This is a genomic window from Micromonospora olivasterospora (assembly GCF_007830265.1).
GTDB lineage: Bacteria > Actinomycetota > Actinomycetes > Mycobacteriales > Micromonosporaceae > Micromonospora > Micromonospora olivasterospora.
The window spans coordinates 3,832,746-3,849,198 of the sequence record NZ_VLKE01000001.1 but is presented as its reverse complement, the minus strand read 5'-3'; the positions used below and the strand labels follow the sequence as shown (position 1 = coordinate 3,849,198).

Annotated in this window: 14 protein-coding genes and 1 other RNA gene; 5 read left to right on the top strand and 10 right to left on the bottom strand. The window is 72.3% G+C overall.

The window, feature by feature from the left end; genetic code table 11:
- Nucleotides 1-24: 24 nt before the first annotated feature.
- The 8 genes from JD77_RS17740 to pruA form a co-directional block, all read right to left on the bottom strand.
- Nucleotides 25-477 (bottom strand): hypothetical protein, encoded by a 453-nt coding sequence (locus JD77_RS17740; protein ID WP_145775352.1) that lies wholly within the window; start codon nucleotides 475-477, stop codon nucleotides 25-27.
- A 199-nt stretch (nucleotides 478-676) separates the two neighbouring features.
- Nucleotides 677-1,052, bottom strand: a transfer-messenger RNA (tmRNA) gene (ssrA, locus tag JD77_RS17735).
- 105 nt (nucleotides 1,053-1,157) lie between these two features.
- The gene (smpB, locus tag JD77_RS17730; RefSeq protein ID WP_145775351.1) at nucleotides 1,158-1,637 is read right to left on the bottom strand and encodes an SsrA-binding protein SmpB; all 480 of its coding nucleotides are present in this window, start codon (nucleotides 1,635-1,637) and stop codon (nucleotides 1,158-1,160) included.
- A gap of 167 nt (nucleotides 1,638-1,804) precedes the next feature.
- The gene (gene ftsX, locus JD77_RS17725; protein ID WP_145775350.1) at nucleotides 1,805-2,680 is read right to left on the bottom strand and encodes a permease-like cell division protein FtsX; all 876 of its coding nucleotides are present in this window, start codon (nucleotides 2,678-2,680) and stop codon (nucleotides 1,805-1,807) included.
- A 67-nt stretch (nucleotides 2,681-2,747) separates the two neighbouring features.
- Nucleotides 2,748-3,428: a cell division ATP-binding protein FtsE gene (ftsE, locus tag JD77_RS17720; RefSeq protein WP_043962078.1), complete on the bottom strand. Its 681-nt coding sequence runs from the start codon at nucleotides 3,426-3,428 to the stop codon at nucleotides 2,748-2,750.
- A gap of 118 nt (nucleotides 3,429-3,546) precedes the next feature.
- Nucleotides 3,547-4,668 carry a peptide chain release factor 2 gene (gene prfB / locus JD77_RS17715; RefSeq protein WP_145775349.1) on the bottom strand — a complete coding sequence of 374 codons (1,122 nt, stop codon included), beginning with the start codon at nucleotides 4,666-4,668 and terminating at the stop codon, nucleotides 3,547-3,549.
- Between the two features lie 192 nt (nucleotides 4,669-4,860).
- Nucleotides 4,861-5,379, bottom strand: coding sequence for a PadR family transcriptional regulator (locus JD77_RS17710; RefSeq protein ID WP_145775348.1), 519 nt, complete (start codon nucleotides 5,377-5,379; stop codon nucleotides 4,861-4,863).
- Between the two features lie 167 nt (nucleotides 5,380-5,546).
- The gene (gene pruA / locus JD77_RS17705; protein ID WP_145775347.1) at nucleotides 5,547-7,175 is read right to left on the bottom strand and encodes an L-glutamate gamma-semialdehyde dehydrogenase; all 1,629 of its coding nucleotides are present in this window, start codon (nucleotides 7,173-7,175) and stop codon (nucleotides 5,547-5,549) included.
- Nucleotides 7,176-8,068: 893 nt separating this feature from the next.
- Between pruA and JD77_RS17700 the strand changes: the two genes are divergently transcribed.
- Nucleotides 8,069-9,064 carry a hypothetical protein gene (locus tag JD77_RS17700; protein ID WP_145775346.1) on the top strand — a complete coding sequence of 332 codons (996 nt, stop codon included), beginning with the start codon at nucleotides 8,069-8,071 and terminating at the stop codon, nucleotides 9,062-9,064.
- Between the two features lie 119 nt (nucleotides 9,065-9,183).
- On the opposite strand, the gene JD77_RS17695 is transcribed toward JD77_RS17700, so the two are convergent.
- Nucleotides 9,184-9,693 (bottom strand): DUF6912 family protein, encoded by a 510-nt coding sequence (locus JD77_RS17695; RefSeq protein ID WP_145775345.1) that lies wholly within the window; start codon nucleotides 9,691-9,693, stop codon nucleotides 9,184-9,186.
- Nucleotides 9,694-9,897: 204 nt separating this feature from the next.
- Here JD77_RS17695 and JD77_RS17690 point away from each other — a divergent pair, with 204 nt between their 5' ends.
- Complete coding sequence (locus tag JD77_RS17690; RefSeq protein WP_145775344.1) at nucleotides 9,898-10,125, top strand: helix-turn-helix domain-containing protein; 228 nt, start codon at nucleotides 9,898-9,900, stop codon at nucleotides 10,123-10,125.
- Nucleotides 10,126-10,225: 100 nt separating this feature from the next.
- Nucleotides 10,226-10,828, top strand: a complete 603-nt coding sequence (locus JD77_RS17685; protein ID WP_145775343.1) for an Rv3235 family protein — start codon at nucleotides 10,226-10,228, stop codon at nucleotides 10,826-10,828.
- Between the two features lie 251 nt (nucleotides 10,829-11,079).
- Here JD77_RS17685 and secA read toward each other — a convergent pair whose 3' ends face one another.
- Nucleotides 11,080-13,995 (bottom strand): preprotein translocase subunit SecA, encoded by a 2,916-nt coding sequence (gene secA / locus JD77_RS17680; RefSeq protein WP_145775342.1) that lies wholly within the window; start codon nucleotides 13,993-13,995, stop codon nucleotides 11,080-11,082.
- A gap of 160 nt (nucleotides 13,996-14,155) precedes the next feature.
- Here secA and JD77_RS17675 point away from each other — a divergent pair, with 160 nt between their 5' ends.
- Both JD77_RS17675 and JD77_RS17670 read left to right on the top strand, forming a co-directional pair.
- The gene (locus JD77_RS17675) at nucleotides 14,156-15,325 is read left to right on the top strand and encodes a GNAT family N-acetyltransferase (RefSeq protein ID WP_246140725.1); all 1,170 of its coding nucleotides are present in this window, start codon (nucleotides 14,156-14,158) and stop codon (nucleotides 15,323-15,325) included.
- Nucleotides 15,325-16,440, top strand: coding sequence for a GNAT family N-acetyltransferase (locus JD77_RS17670; RefSeq protein WP_145777631.1), 1,116 nt, complete (start codon nucleotides 15,325-15,327; stop codon nucleotides 16,438-16,440). Before JD77_RS17675 ends, JD77_RS17670 begins: the two co-directional genes overlap by 1 nt.
- Nucleotides 16,441-16,453: the final 13 nt, after the last annotated feature.

The window sequence follows — 16,453 nt, the reverse complement described above, 5'->3', positions numbered from 1 at the left end:
CGCGGGCAGCGGTTCCTGCCGGCGTCAGGTCTCCCCGCCCAGGTCCGTCTCGTACGCCTGCCAGAGCAGGTCCGCGCCGCGCTGGCGGTGCCGGGACAGCAGCTCGACCAGGTACCCGGCCCGCAGCCGGACCTCCTCGGCCGGTACACCGGCCCGCTCGGCGGCACGCTGGAGCGCGGCGAGGGCCTCCGTGATGCCGGCGTGTTCCTGGGTGAGCAGCCGCACCCCGTGGTCCAGCCGGGGCGCGTGGGCGATCAGTTCGGCGTAGAGCCCGGCCGGCCCCTCGGTGGCCTCGACGTGCTCGGCGAACCCCTGGTGCAGCGGGCCGAGCCGGGTGAGCAGGTGCTCCCGCCAGCGGGGCGCGCCGGCGGGGGCGGCGAGGGCCCGGGTCAGGGCGGGCACGTCTGCGAGGAGGGTGGGCCGGGGCGGGTGGACCGCCGGGGCGACGGTGGACGGCTGCTGGATCTGGGTGACCATGGCACCTCCCGCGCTGCTTCGCTACCGCGTACCGCGATGGTGGACCCAGCGGCAGGCGGTGTCCAGATGCACGACTCGCCTCATCTGCCCCATTGGGCCCAATCGCCACGTTAACCCCAACAGCACCAGGACGCATCCGGAGACGGCGGCGGATACGACTGCGCGCCCCGGTCCGGAGGACCGGGGCGCGCAGGTCAGGTGGTGGAGGTGCCGGGAATCGAACCCGGGTCCTTCGCCGCCTTGTCAGGGCTTCTCCGAGCGCAGCTCGCTGTGCCTCTACTCGGCCCCTCCGATCACGCGAGCGAGTCGGTGTGACGGGCCCAGTCGCTGATTGATCTCGCCGCACGGACCCCGCGACCGGGTCCGATTGGCCAGCCTCCTAGCTGATGCCGGCTAACTGGGTCGAAGGCGCTCCCAGGCCGACAGACTTGCTACTCGCCTCAGGCGGCGAGAGCGAAGTCAGCGCGATTGCTCTTGGCGCTTATTGTTTTCCGACGAACGATTCACGAGACGACGTCGGCTTCCTCGGCTCGCTTCCCCTGCCGCAACGTACGAAGTCGAAACCTGTCACCCCCTCGGGAGGACCGCCCCTGTGGCGGCGCCACCTAGCCTAACGCCTGCCGCAACGGGTTTCATCCCCGAGCCCCGGTCCGGCGGGTCAGCCGGACATACGGGACTTTTCAGTCGTCCATGCCCTTGCCGCGGCGGCCGACCGCGCGAACCATCTCCCGCTGCGCGTCCCGCTTGGCCAGGTCCTGACGCTTGTCGTACGCCTTCTTGCCCTTGGCCAGGCCGATCTCCACCTTGGCCCAGCCGTCCGCGAAGTACACCTGCAGCGGCACCAGGGTGAGCCCGCTCTCCCGGGTCTTGCCGATCAACCGGTCGATCTCCAGCCGCTTGAGCAGCAGCTTGCGGGTGCGCCGGGGCTCGTGGTTGGTCCAGGTGCCCTGGACGTACTCCGGGATGTGCATGCCGTGCAGGTACAGCTCGCCGTCGCGCTCCTGGGCGAACGCGTCGACCAGCGACGCCCGCCCCGCGCGCAGCGACTTGACCTCGGTGCCGGTCAGCGCCATGCCCGCCTCGTACGTGTCGAGGATGGCGTAGTCGTGGCGTGCCTTCTTGTTGGAGGCGACGACCTTGCGCCCCTTCTCGCGTGGCATCGGCGCCACCTCCTCCCGTGCGGCTTCCTGCGGACCGCGCAGTGCTGGGCGTGGAGCACGCCGGGCGGCCGGAAGCGGGATCATGCTACCCGAACCACAAGTGCCCTCCGGCGCGGATTATTCCGCGCCGGAGGGCACCCGCGGCGGTCAGGAGACCCGGGCGGGAGCTAGACCCGCAGGTAGAACCGCAGGGTGACCCAGCCGGTGACGGCGCTGACCAGGCCGCCGACAGCCGCCATGACCGGGAAGATCAGGAAGATGTCGCCCCAGCTCACCGGCGAGAACAGGCCCTGCAGGGCGCTCAGCGAGCCGTCGAAGAGGAAGAACTTCAGGCCGATCAGCGCGCAGAGGCCCAGCACCGAGCCGATCAGCCCGGCGACCACGGCCTCCAGCACGAACGGCGCCTGGATGAACCAGTTGGACGCGCCGACCAGCTTCATGACGGCGACCTCGCGCCGCTTGCTGTACGCGGCCACCTGGATGGTGTTGGCGACCAGCAGCAGGGCGGCGATGGCCATCGCGATCGCGGCGACCAGGGCGATGTTCTGCGCGGCGGTGAACAGGTCGAAGATCTTGTCCAGCAGCCGGCTCTGGTCGACGATCTCGTCGACGCCCTCGGTGGCCTTGTACTGCTCGTAGATGTCCTTGTACTGCTCGGGGTTGACCAGCGTGAGCCGGAACGACTCGGGCAGGCTGTCGGCCTTGACCGCGCTCAACAGATCCGGAGCGTCCTGGAACATCTCCTGGAAGCGCTTGTACGCCTCGTCCTTGTTGACGTAGATGACGTCCTTGACCAGCGGGTCGCTGTCGAGCTTCGCCTGCAGGTCGGTGCGCTGCTGCTCGGTGACCTGCTCGTCGAGGAAGATCGAGACCTGGATGTTCTTGTAGTACAGGTCCTTCATGTCCGCGACCTTGGTGTAGACCAGGCCGCTGACACCGAGCATGGTCAACGACACGGCCATCGTGATGATCATGGCGATGGTCATGGTGACGTTGCGCCACAGTCCGACCAGTACCTCGGACAGGACGTATTTCACGCGCATCGGGAATTCCTCCGGGTCTCCGGCGTGAGGTGATCGTCGTCAGGCTGAACGGGGGTGGAGCGCCGGCTCACCCGTAGACGCCCCGGGCCTGGTCACGCACGATGCGACCGCTCTCGATCTCGACCACCCGGCGGCGCATCTGGTTCACGATGTTGGAGTCGTGCGTGACCATCACCACAGTCGTACCGGTGCGGTTGATCCGGTCCAACAGGCGCATGATCTCGATCGAGGTGTCCGGGTCCAGGTTTCCGGTCGGCTCGTCCGCGAGCAGGATCAGCGGACGGTTGACGAACGCCCGGGCGACGGCGACCCGCTGCTGCTCACCGCCGGAGAGCTCGTGCGGGTAGCGATGCTCCTTGCCACCGAGCCCGACCAGCTCCAGCACCTCGGGCACGACCCGGCGGGCGACCGCCTTGGTCTTGCCGATCACCTCGAGGGCGAACGCGACGTTCTCGTACGCGGTGCGGTTCGGCAGCAGCCGGAAGTCCTGGAAGACACAGCCGATGGAACGCCGGAAGTGCGGCCGCTTCCACGAGCGCATCGAGGTGACGTCCTTGCTGTTCACGATGACGCGCCCCTTGTTGGGGGTGACCTCGTGCAGCAGCAGCTTGATGATGGTGGACTTGCCGGAGCCGGATGGGCCGATGAAGAAGACGAACTCGCCCTTCTCGATCGAGACGGACACGTTGTCGAGCGAAGGCCGGGACGCCTTCGGGTACGTCTTCGTCACTTGCTCAAGCTGAATCACGGGTGGTGAGTCTACGCGGTGTAACCGATGAGCCAAGTGCCGCGCCCCATGGGTGCGAGGCGCGTCATCGAAATGGCCGGTTGACGGGAGATCGATGACGCGCTCCGCCCTCGATCGATCACGCTGCGTCGCCGGAGAGTTGCCGCTGCTTGCGCCACCGGATACCGGCCTCGATGAAACTGTCCAACTCACCGTCGAAGACCGCGCTCGGATTGCCTGTCTCCTGCTCGGTGCGCAGATCCTTCACCATCTGATACGGGTGCAGGACGTACGAGCGCATCTGGTCGCCCCACGAGCCGGCGGCCTCGGTCTTCAGGCCCTGCAGCTTGGCCTGCTCCTCCTGCCGCTTGCGCTCCAACAGCCGGGCCTGGAGCACCCGCAGCGCGGACGCCTTGTTCTGCAATTGGGACTTCTCGTTCTGGCAGGTCACCACGATGCCGGTCGGGAGGTGGGTGATCCGCACCGCCGAGTCGGTGGTGTTGACGCTCTGCCCGCCCGGACCCGAGGACCGATAGACGTCGATGCGCATCTCGTTCTCGGGAATGTCGATGTGGTCGGTCTGCTCGACGACCGGCAGCACCTCCACCCCGGCGAAGCTGGTCTGCCGGCGGCCCTGGTTGTCGAACGGGCTGATCCGGACCAGCCGGTGGGTGCCCGACTCGACGCTGAGGGTGCCGTAGGCGTACGGGACCTTCACCGTGAACGTGGCGGACTTCAGGCCCGCCTCCTCCGCGTACGAGGTTTCGTAGACCTCGGTCGGGTAGCCGTGCCGTTCCGCCCAGCGCAGGTACATCCGCAGCAGCATCTCGGCGAAGTCGGCCGCGTCCACCCCGCCGGCACCCGCGCGGATGGCCACCAGCGCCTCCCGGGAGTCGTACTCGCCGGAAAGCAGCGTGCGGACCTCCATCTCCTGGATGGCCTTGGTGAGCCCACCGATCTCCGACTCGACCTCGGCGAGCACCCCGGGGTCGTTCTCGGCCTCGGCCAGCTCCAGCAGCACGCCGGCGTCGTCGAGCCGGGAGCGCAGGCCGCTCAGCTTGTTGATCTCACCGTTGACGTACGACAGCTGCGAGGTCACCTGCTGCGCCTTGGCCTGGTCGTCCCACAGGTCCGGCGCGGAGGCCTGCTCCTCGAGGCGGGCCTTGTCCTCGCGCAGCCTGTCGAGGTCGAGCACGGCCTCGATGTTGCGCAAGGTGGCGTCGAGGTCCTTGAGCTGTTCGGCGTAATCGGCAGCGGTCACGACAGACAAGCGTACTGCCGGGGCGCGCGACGGGCTTGCCAGCCCCGCGGTGAGATGCCGAAAGAGCCCCGGGACCGGCGAGGGCCCGGGGCAACGGCCGGCCGGGGCGCGGGCGGGGTTGCGGCCCGCCCGCCCCGGCGGGAGGCCCCGTCGCGGCCCGGTGGCGGGGTGGCGGCCGCGACGGGATGGAGGTCAGCCGCCGACCGGGGCGGTCTTCAGCCAGGAGAGGGCGGCCTTGTGGTACGCCACGGCGAACTCCAACGCGCTGGCGTCGTAGGTCTCGCCCTCCTTCTTGGCGTTCTTCACCTGCTCCCGCACCCGGGCGAGGGCCTCCGTGTGGTAATCGTTGGCCGTCGCCTGCAGGTTGCGCAACTGGTTGCTCGAGTGCAGGTTGCCGAAGGCGAACCGCAGGGCGATCGGGTTGCGGATGGTGTCCCGCCCCGGATCCTCGGCCAGCCACCGGGAGAACGTCCGCTTCCCGGCTGCGGTGATCGCGTACGGCTGGCTGGACCGCGGGCCGGGCTTGCCCATCCGCACCAGACCGCGCTCGGCCAGCACCGGGAGCTCCCGGTAGACCTGGCTGCGGGTCATCGACCAATACGGGGCGAGCCTGCGCTCGGCGGCGGCCATCAGTTGGCCGCCTGTCATGGGCCCCTCGTGGAGCAGCCCGAGAAGGGCCGCCGCGGTGGGGTTGACTCCGGATTCCGCCATGCCCATTACGCTGCCACTTTGCCGACGCGGCGTCCAGGATTTGCCGTTTTCGCCACCCTGGAGACTTCCAATGTGCACTGTCGGCGGACGACTGTCCGTTGAGGGCCGGTAGCGGGGTGTTGATGTTGAGCGCGGCCCCCTGCCGCGCAGGGGGCCGTTCCTCACTCTCAGGCCATGTGCGGGTACGCGTGGTCGGTCGGTGGGACGAACGTCTCCTTGATCGTCCGCGGGGACATCCAGCGGACCAGGTTGTGCCAGGAGCCGGCCTTGTCGTTGGTGCCGCTGGCCCGGGCGCCGCCGAACGGCTGCTGCCCGACCACCGCGCCGGTCGGCTTGTCGTTGACGTAGAAGTTGCCGGCCGCGTACCGCATCTTCTCGGCCACCGCGTCGACCACCCGCCGGTCGGTGGCGAAGACCGACCCGGTCAGCGCGTACGGGGCGATCGCCTCCGCCTGGGCGACGACCTCGTCGAACCGGGCGTCGTCGAAGACGTGCACGCCCAGGATCGGCCCGAAGTACTCCGTGGTGAACGTCTCGTGGGCCGGGTCGGTGCACTCGAACAGGGTCGGCCGGACGAACCACCCGACCGAGTCGTCGGCGGTGCCGCCCGCCAGCACGGTGCAGGCGTCGTCGCCGTTGATCAGCTCCAGCGCCGCGGCGTGCCGGTCGAACGCCCTGGCGTCGATCACCGCGCCCCCGAAGTTGCGGAAGTCGGTGACGTCGCCGTAGGTCAGCGAGTCGGTGGTGGCGGCCAGCCGGTCGCGCAGGCCGCCCTCCCAGATCGATCGCGGGACGTACGCCCGGGAGGCGGCCGAGCACTTCTGGCCCTGGTACTCGTACGCGCCGCGGATCAGCGCGGTGTGCAGGGCGTCCACGTCCGCGCTGGTGTGCGCGAGGACGAAGTCCTTGCCGCCGGTCTCGCCCACCAGCCGGGGGTAGCCCCGGTAGCGGTGGATGTTCTCCCCCACGCTCCGCCACAGGTGCTGGAAGACCTTGGTCGAGCCGGTGAAGTGGATGCCGGCGAGGTCGGCGTCGGCGAGCACCACGTCGGAGACCTCCTCGCCGCGCCCGGTCACCATGTTGATCACGCCGGGCGGCAGACCGGCCGCCTCGAACAGCCGCATCGTGAAGTGCGCGGCGAACTGCTGGGTCGGGCCCGGCTTCCAGACCACGGTGTTGCCGAGCAGCGCCGGCGCGGAGGGCAGGTTGCCGGCGATGGCGGTGAAGTTGAACGGGGTGATGGCGTAGACGAAGCCCTCCAGCGGGCGGTGGTCGAAGCGGTTCCACACCCCGGGCGACGAGAGCGGCTGCTCCTCCAGCAGGCGCCGCGCGAAGTGCACGTTGAACCGGAGGAAGTCGATCAGCTCGCAGGCCGAGTCGATCTCGGCCTGGATCGCGGTCTTCGACTGGCCGAGCATGGTGGCGGCGTTGAGGGTGTCCCGCCACGGGCCGGAGAGCAGTTCGGCGGCGCGCAGGAAGATGGCGGCCCGCTCGGCGAACGGCAGCGCTCGCCACATCGGGGCGGCGTCCTTGGCGGCCTTGACGGCGGCCCTAGCATCGTCGTGGGTGGCGTGCGCGGTGACGCCGAGCACGTGCGCGTGCCTGTGCGGCTGCACCACGTCGATCGACTCACCGGCGGCCATCCGCTGCTCGCCCGCGATGGTCATTGGCAGGTCGATGCGCTCGGCGGCCAGCTCGGTCAGCCGCCGCTGGAGCCGCTCCCGCTCGGCGCTGCCGGGCTCGTAGTTGCGGACCGGCTCGTTACGCGGCTCGGGTACGGAGAACACGGCGTCCATGAGGGCTCCTGGCGATCTCGACGGCGGTGGCGAAATCGGACCCGCGGGCACCTGCCGGACAGCGGCCGGTGCCGCGCGCCGCGGGGTGGATCGCTCACGGCGGCGGGACCTGCCCAGATTCTTCCATGCGACGGCCCCGCTCCCGCCCCGCCCCGACCCCTGCCACGGGCCTGCGCCGGCGGTCAGGGCCGGGGCGTTCCGCCGAGCGCCACCCGTCGGACCGTCGGAATCCTTGCTGCCACATCAGCAGGACCATCGGCCGACGAGCCACCGACCCTACGATCCATCGGCACCCCTGGCGCCTACGACTCTCGCCGCCCCCCCCACCCCGCCCCGGAGACATCGACACGCACGGAAACGACAGTTACGCCCCCGCCCGCCCCCGCCCTCGCTGCGTGACCCTGGAGTTGGCGGTTGAGTTGATCTCCCTGACGGCCGTCAACCTCCTGAGCGCCGGTAGAGGCGGGGCGCGGGGCGGGTGGGACGGTGGCCGGGCGGGGGTGGGGTGCCGCGTACCCTGAATAGCCGGTGACCTGCCCGCCCGCCCGGCCGCGCCGGTGCGGCCCGGCGCCCGTCGAAGGGGAGACCATGAGCAACCAGCCCGGCAGCTCCAGCGCCGCGCAGCCGGACCGGTCGGTGGCGACCGTCCCGGCCGCCGAGCCGGAGCCGGTCGACGAGGCTGCGGGGCCGGCGAGGCCACCACTCGGGCCGACGAGGCTATCGCGCGCGCCGGCGAGGCCACCGCGCGGACCGGCGGGACGGCTCCGGCTGGCGAGGCCACCACTCGGGCCGACGAGGCTATCGCGCGCGCCGGCGAGGCCACCGCGCGGACCGGCGGGACGGCTCCGGCTGGCGAGGCCACCACTCGGGCCGGCGGGACCGCTCGCACCGACGTGGCGGAGCCCGGCGACCGGGCCGTGGGCCCGGCCGACGCGCCGGAGCCGGACGGCGAGCGTCCGGCTGCCGCGCCGGCGCGCGCCCCCGGGGCGGTCGTGCTCGCGTTGCTGGCCGTGGGCTGGCTGGCCGCGATGCTCTGGTCGACCCGGGCGGCGATCAACTCCGCCGAGGCCGGGGCCACCGCGGTCAGCCTCTCCGCCTTCGCGCTCCCCGGGGTGATCTCGGCGGCACTGGTGGCCGGCGGCGCGGTCGCCCTGGCGGTGACCAACCTGCTGGCCTGGCGCGGCATGGACCGGGTCACCCTGCGCTTCGTCGCCGCGGTCGGCGCCGGCCTGCTGGTCGGGCTCGGCGCCGCGCTCGCGATCAACCTGACCTACTTCGACAACGCGACCACCAACGTCATCGCGGGCACCACCGCCGCCGCGGCGATCGTCGGCGGCGCGGTGGCCGGCGCGGGCAACGCCCGGGTGGCCGGGGCCGCGGTCACCGCCGCGCTCACCGCGCTCGTCTTCGTGGTGGCGTTCAGCCAGGCCCGCGACCCCCTGTTCGACCTGTTCGGCGCCGGCGACACCCAGGAGTCGATGGTCACCGCCGCCAAGTGGGTGTCCCGCACCGAGTCCCTGCTCGCCGGCCTGCTCGCGGGGCTCATGGCCTTCGGCTACCTGGCCTGGGCCCGGCGCCGGGCCGCGCGGCGGAACGAGACCGGTCCGGCCCCGCGCTGGCCCGGCTACCTGCTCGCCGGCGCCGGCCCGGGCCTGCTCCTGCTGCTCGCCGAGATCGTCATCCGGGTCGGCGGGCGATCCCTGCTCGAGCTGGCCGCCGCGCTGAGCGAGGCGGACGCGGTGGCGCAGACCTCCCTCGGCACGTCCCGGATCGACAACGGCATCTGGGTGCTCTTCGTCGGGGCGCTCACCGCGCTCATCGCGTTCGGTCGCACCCTCGGCCCGAGGCCCGGCGACGACGAGACCCCGAAGGAGGCGGCGACCCGCTGACGCGCCCCTGCACGGCTCCGCGAGCCGCCCACGACATCGCCGATCTTGCAGTTTCGGCCCTCAATCTGGGCGATCTGTCCGGCTTATCCGGGCAGTAAGTGCAAGATCGCGGGAGGCGGTCATGGTGCCAGGCGCAGCAGCTGCTCCAGCTCGGTGACGTCGTACCACTCCAGCTCGTGGTCCTCGGCGCTGTCGACCGTGAACTGCGCGTCCGGGTCGCCGGCCAGCGCCTCGGCGGCGACGGCAGCGGCGGCGGTCACGTCACCGACCGCGTCCTCGCCGTCGAGGTGCAGCGCGGCGACCGCCGCCACCGGCACCGGGCGCACCACGCGGACGGCGCTGGAGCCCAGCACGTCGTCAGTGCGCCGCAGCGCCGAGGCGGGGACGTCCACCGAGACCACCACGCGCCGGCGGGGCGCCGCCGGGGCGTCCCGGAGCAGGAGCAGGGCGTCCTGGGCGGCGCGGGTGAACGCCACGTACTCCAGCTCCTCCTCGTCGCCCTCGGCGTACCACTCGCGCAGGGACGGGGTGACCGCGTGCGCGTCCGACTCGGGCAGGCCCTCGTCGCGCAGCCGGGCCAGCATGGGCAGGATCGCCGGCACGTACACCCGGACAAGCTCGTCGGCCACGTCGTCTCTCCCGCTCCGCGTCTCGGCCGGCACGCGCCGGCCCGGGCGCCGATCATGCCGTACGCCGTGACCGTCATACACCCCGCACCCACCCGGCGGGAAGCTGCCGCGCGGTGGCCCGGTGTCGGTTCCGCCCGGCGAGCGGCTCCGGTGTCAGCAGTTGGTGGCAAACTGAAGCAAACGACGCCAACCCCGGGAGTTTCCGTGGAGCCGAGGTTCCTGCTGCTCTCCGACGTGGCCGCCGAGCTGAACGTGTCGGACTCGCAGGTCTACCACATGGTGCGCAGCGGCGAGCTGCCCGCAATCAAGATCGGCGGGCGGGGGCAGTGGCGGGTGGAGCGCGCCCGCCTGGAGGAGTACATCCAGCGCAAGTACGACGAGACGGCCGAGTGGGTGCGGGGCAACCCGCTGACCGACCGCGACCCCGAGTAGTCACCGCATCGCCGGCAGCCATTGACCCCGGGCGTTGCCATCCCCGAGAATCGGCGTTGTCGAAAGCAAACGAAGGCAAACGCAAGGATCGGGGGCAACGGTGGTTGAGTCACGTCATCCCGGGCCGGTGCGCCCCGCCGTTCGGCTGCGTCCGGCGCCACCGATCGATCCGCCCTGCACCGACGAGCCGGTGGACGGCTGGCCGCGCCCCGCCGCCGCCCAGTTGGCCCTCGACCTGTTCGAGGCACACCGGCGGTCAGCGGCTCGGCCCGCCGGGCGGACGCCCGGCCCGCGTCCCACGCCGGCCGGCCCGGGGCGGTCCGCGTCGTCGATCCCGCCGCCCGCCGCGCTGGTCACCGCCACGCCGGAGGCCACCCGGGCCGCCCAGCGGTTCGTCGCCACCTGCCTGGAGATCCTCAACGGATACCGGCCGCTCGGCCAGATCCGCCCGATGAGCGAGCCGGCCCGCTCGGCGGACGTGGTGCAGGAGCTGGCCCGCGCCGCCGCCCGCACCGGCCCGGTACGCCGCCGCTCGACCCGCCCGACCGTGCGGCTGCGCCGGCTGCGGGTCTGCGAGCCCCGCCCTGCCGCGGTGGAGGCCGCCGCCGTCCTGGCCGGCACCAACGGGCGCACCTGGGCGATGGCGCTCCGGCTGGAGCACCGCCGGGGCCGCTGGCTCTGCACGACCCTCCAGGTCCTCTAAGACCCCACCCCGCCCGCCCCCGCGCCCCGCCCCGCCCGCCCCGCCCCCGCCCCGCCCGCCTCGCCCCCCGCCCCTCCCCCCTCCCCGCCCCGGCGATCAAGAGGTTTGCGTCGCGATCCGGCGGCGGCTTGACGCAAAGCCCTTGATCACCGGGACACGGCGGGTTCGATCAGCGAGGCACCGCGGGCGGACAGCACGACGCGGACGGGCCCCGCCAGTGGCGGGGCCCGTCCGCGTCCGCGTCGTGCTGGTCAGTTGCCGCCGTTGGCGGCGCCGTGGCAGCGCTTGTACTTGCGGCCGGAGCCGCAGGGGCAGGGCGCGTTGCGCGACGGGCTGCCCGCCTCCACCTGGCCGGGCGTCGCCCGGCGGGCGGAGGCGGCCGCGACGGCCTGGCCGCTGCCGCCGAACGCGGCGGGGACGCGGGGCGCGTCCGGCTTGGCCGGGGCCGCCGGCCGGGCAGTGCTCTCGGGGCGGCCGGCCCGCACCGGGGGCGCCTGCTCGTCGGCCCGCTCGACGTCGACCGCGCCGGCGCCGGCCTCGCCGTCGATGGTCGGCGCGGAGTACTGCAGGCCCTGCTGCTGCGGCGCGCGGCCGAGGCCCTTGGCCCGGATCTCGACCGGCTTCTCGAGCAGCTGGACCTCCTCGGCCTCGGGCTCGGCCTCCTGGACCTGGACCTCCAGGTTGTAGAGGAAGCCGACCGTCTCCTCCTTGATGCCGTCCATCATGGTGGCGAACATGTCGAAGCCCTCGCGCTGGTATTCCACCACCGGGTCGCGCTGGGCGTACGCCCGCAGGCTGATGCCCTCCTGGAGGTAGTCCATCTCGTAGAGGTGCTCACGCCACTTGCGGTCGATGACCTGGAGCAGCACCATCCGCTCCAGCTGCCGCACGCCCTCCTCGCCGAGCTGCTCCTCGCGCCGGTCGTACGCGGCGTGCGCGTCCTCCTTGAGGCGGGCGAGCAGGAAGTCCTGGTCCATGCCGGCCCGGGAGCCGACCTCCTCCTCCAGCTCCTCCAGCGTCACGCCCACCGGGTAGAGCTGCTTGAGGCTGGCCCAGAGCTGCTCGAGGTCCCAGTCCTCGGCGTAGCCATCGCTGGTGGCGCCGATGACGTACGCGCCGACCACGTCGTCGATCATGTTACGGACCTGGTCGGAGAGGTCCTCACCGTTGAGCACCCGCAGCCGCTCGGCGTAGATGACCTGGCGCTGCTTGTTGAGCACCTCGTCGTACTTGAGGACGTTCTTGCGGATCTCGGCGTTCTGGCCCTCGATCTGGGCCTGGGCGCTCTTGATCTGGCGGGTGACCATCTTCGACTCGATGGGCACGTCCTCCGGGATGTTGAAGCGCTCCATCACCGCCTCGACCGCGCCCGCCCGGAACCGCTTCATCAGCTCGTCCTGGAGGGAGAGGTAGAAGCGGGACTCGCCGGGGTCACCCTGCCGGCCGGCCCGACCGCGCAGCTGGTTGTCGATCCGCCGGGACTCGTGCCGCTCCGTGCCCAGCACGTAGAGCCCGCCGGCCGCGGCGACCTCCTCCGCCTCGACGTCGCAGGCCTGCTTCCACTTGGGCAGGACCTCCTCCATCGCCTTGGCGTACTCCTCCGCCTGCTCGACCGGGTCGAGGCCGCGCTGGCGCAGCTCGCTGGCGGCGAGGAACTCGGCGTTGCCGCCGAGCAGGATGTCCGTACCCCGGCCGGCCATGTTGGTGGCGACGGTGACCGCGCCCTTGCGCCCGGCCTGGGCGACGATCTCCGCTTCCTTCGCGTGGAACTTGGCGTTCAGCACGGCGTGCGGGATGCCCCGGCGGCGTAGCAGCTGGGAGATGATCTCGGAATTCTCCACCGAGACGGTGCCGACCAGCACCGGCTGGCCCTGCTCGTGCCGCTCGGCGATGTCCTCGACCACGGCGTTGAACTTGGCTTTCTCGGTCTTGTAGATGACGTCCGGCCGGTCCTGCCGGACCATCGGTCGGTGGGTCGGGATCGTCACCACGCCGACCTTGTAGACCTTGTTGAACTCGCCCGCCTCGGTCTGGGCGGTGCCGGTCATGCCGGAGAGCTTCTCGTACAGGCGGAAGTAGTTCTGGAGGGTGATGGTGGCCAGGGTCTGGTTCTCCTGCTTGATCTCCACCCCCTCCTTGGCCTCAATCGCCTGGTGCATGCCCTCGTTGTAGCGACGGCCGTGCAGGATGCGGCCGGTGAACTCGTCGACGATCAGGACCTCGCCCTCGCTGACGATGTAGTCCTTGTCGCGCTTGTAGAGCTCCTTGGCCTTGATGGCGTTGTTCAGGTAGCCCACGAGGGGGGTGTTGACCGACTCGTAGAGGTTGTCGATGCCGAGGCGGTCCTCCACCTTGGCGACGCCCCGCTCGGTCACGGCGATGGTGCGCTTGGCGTAGTCGACCTCGTAGTCGCCCTCGCCGTCCTTGCCGGACTGGAGCCGGGCCACCACGGTGGCGAACTCCTGGTACCAGCGGGCGGAGTGCTCGGCCGGGCCGGAGATGATCAGCGGCGTCCGGGCCTCGTCGATCAGGATGGAGTCGACCTCGTCGACCACCGCGAAGTTGTGCCCGCGCTGCACCAGCTCGTCCCGCGACCAGGCCATGTTGTCGCGCAGGTAGTCGAAGCCGAACTCGTTGTTGGTGCCGTAGGTGATGTCGCACTCGTACGCGGCGCGGTGCTCGCTCGCCGGCCGGTTGGGCAGGACGACGCCGACGGTGAGGCCGAGGAATTCGTGCACCCGACCCATCCAGGCGGCGTCGCGCTGGGCCAGGTAGTCGTTGACCGTCACCACGTGCACGCCCTTGCCGGACAGCGCGTTGAGATAGACCGGCATGACGGAGGTCAGGGTCTTGCCCTCACCGGTCTTCATCTCCGCGATGTTGCCGAAGTGCAGCGCCGCGCCGCCCATCACCTGGACGTCGTACGGGCGCTGGCCCAGCACCCGGGCGGCCGCCTCCCGGCATACCGCGAACGCCTCGGGCAGCAGGTCGTCGAGGGTCTCGCCGTCGTCCAGCCGCTCCTTGAACTGCGTGGTCATCTCGCGCAGCTCGGCGTCGGTGAGGTTGACGTAGTCGTCCTCGATCGAGTTGACGGCGGCCGCGATGGCCTTGAGCCGGCGCACCATGCGGCCCTCGCCGGCGCGGAGGACCTTTTCCAGAATCGACACGGATCAACGCTCCCCTAGACAGTCTCGAACCATCGTAGGCGCTCAGTCGGCGCGATGGTCACTGGTGGCGGCGGTCCGACCGGTCGAACCCGACATAACGCTCCGGGCGTGGGACCGACGGCGAATATCCGGTTACGCCCAGCGCGAACGATCCGGCACGATGGGTCAGGTGGAGCCCGTGGAGATCATCGAGGACGGCCTGCTGCTGCGCCCCTGGCGGGAGACGGACGCGGACGCGGTACACCGCGCGTGCCAGGACCCGGACATCCAGCGCTGGACCACCGTACCGCGGCCGTACCGGCCCGAACACGCCCACGGCTTCGTCGCCGACCTCAGCCCGGCCGCCTGGCGGGACGGCACCGGAGCACCGTTCGCCGTCTGCGACGCCGGCACCGGCGAGCTGCTCGCCTCCTGCGGCCTGGTCTCGCTGGACCGGGCGACCGCCAGCGGGGAGGTCGGCTACTGGGTGGCGCCCTGGGCCCGGGGGCGGGCCGTCGCCGTCCGGGCCACCCGGGCGGTCGCCCGGTGGGCGTTCGAGGCACTCAAGCTGCGCCGGCTGATCTGGCAGGCCGCGATCGGCAACCACGCGTCGCGGCTGGTCGCCCTCCGCAGCGGGTTCCGGGTGGAGGGCGAGCTGCGACTGGCCTGCCCCGCGCCCGACGGCCGCCGGGAGGGCTGGATCGGCTCGCTGTTCCCCGGCGAGGTCCCCCCGCCCGGCGAGCCCGGCCCGGCCGGCCCGGGGAGTCCGGAGGCCCGCCGGGCCGCCGTCTTCGGGCGCCCCCAGCCGACCCTCTTCGCCACCGTCCGGGGCGCCGAGCTGCGGCTGCGACCGATGGAGGAGCGCGACCTGGACGCGATCACCGAGACCTGCCGGGACCTGGACACGATCGCGTGGACGACCGTCCCGGTGCCGTACGAGCGGGCACACGCCGGGGGGTTCAAGCGCGACTTCGCGGAGGCGGCCTGGGCGCGCGGCACCGGGGCGTACTTCACGATCGCCGACGCCGACGACCGCTACGTGGGCTCGGTCGACCTGCGGATCCTCGCCGCCGACCCGGCGCAGGGCATGGTCGGCTTCATGACCGCGCCGCACGCCCGGGGCCGGGGCTACATGCCGGCGGCGACCGCCGCCCTGGCCGCGTGGGGCTTCACCACCCTCGGCCTGGCCCGCGTGGAGTGGCGCGCGCTGGTCGGCAACACCGCGTCCCGGCGGGTGGCGGAGAAGGCCGGCTTCACCCTGGAGGGCGTCGCCCGGGGCGCGCTCGTCGACCGGGACGGCGGCCGGGTCGACGCCTGGGTCGCCTCGCTGCTCCCCGGGGACCTGACGTGATCGCGCCGCCCCGGCTGGTCGAGGCCCACGGGGTCCGGCTGCGGCCGTTCCGCCCCGGCGACACGGCCGACACGGCGGTGGCCTGCGCGGACCCGCTCACCCAGCGGTTCATCTCCCGGCTGCCCAGCCCGTACACCGAGGCGGACGCCCGGTGGTGGATCACCGAGGGCGCCCCGGCGGCCTGGGCCGGCGGCGGCGCCGCGTACGCGATCGCGGATCCGGCGACCGACCGGCTCCTCGGCGCGATCGGCCTGAGCAACCCTTTGCCGGCCCGGGGGCAGGCCGAGATCGGCTACTGGGTGGCCCCGTGGGGGCGCGGTCGCGGGATCGCCACCGCCGCCACCCGAGCGCTGGCCGAGGCGGCCCTCGCGCACGGCGCGGCCCGGCTGGAGCTGCTCACCCACGCCGAGAACGGGCCCAGCCAGCGGGTCGCGCTCGCCGCCGGGTTCCGCCACGAGGGGGTACGCCGCGCGGCCGGCCGGGCCGCCGACGGCGCCCGGCACGACCTCGTCTGCTGGGTACGGCTGGCCGACGACCCGCCGGGGCCGGCCGTCCGCACACTGCCGGACCTGCCCGGCGGCCGGCTCACCGACGGCGTGGTGACCCTGCGCCGGGTCGGCCCGGAGGACGCGCCGGGAATGCACCGGCTGCACAGCCGGCCCGAGGTGGTCGCCAGCCGGGTGCCCCCGGTGCCGCCGACGTACGCCGAGATCGAGCGGCGCTGCCGGCTGGCGGAGGGCCAGTGGCTGGCCGGCAGCGGCGCCGACCTGGCGATCCTCGACGCGGCGACCGGGGAGCTGGTCGGGGGCTGCGCGCTGTACCACGACGAGCCGAGCACGGCGCAGGCGATGATCGGCTACAGCATGCTGCCCGCGGCGCGGGGCCGGGGTCTCGCCACCCGCGCGGTACGCCTCGTCGCCGGCTGGGCGTTCGAGGAGGTCGGGATCGCGCGGCTCTGGGCCGGCACCCGCCCGGAGAACGCGGCCTCGCAGCGGGTGCTGGAGAAGGCCGGCTTCCGGCGCGAGGGCCTGATGCGCGGCCGGCTGCCCGGCGGTGGGGGCGACCGCGTCGACTCGGTGCTCTACGGCCTGCTCGCCACGGGTCCTCCCCGCTGACCCGCCGGGCCAG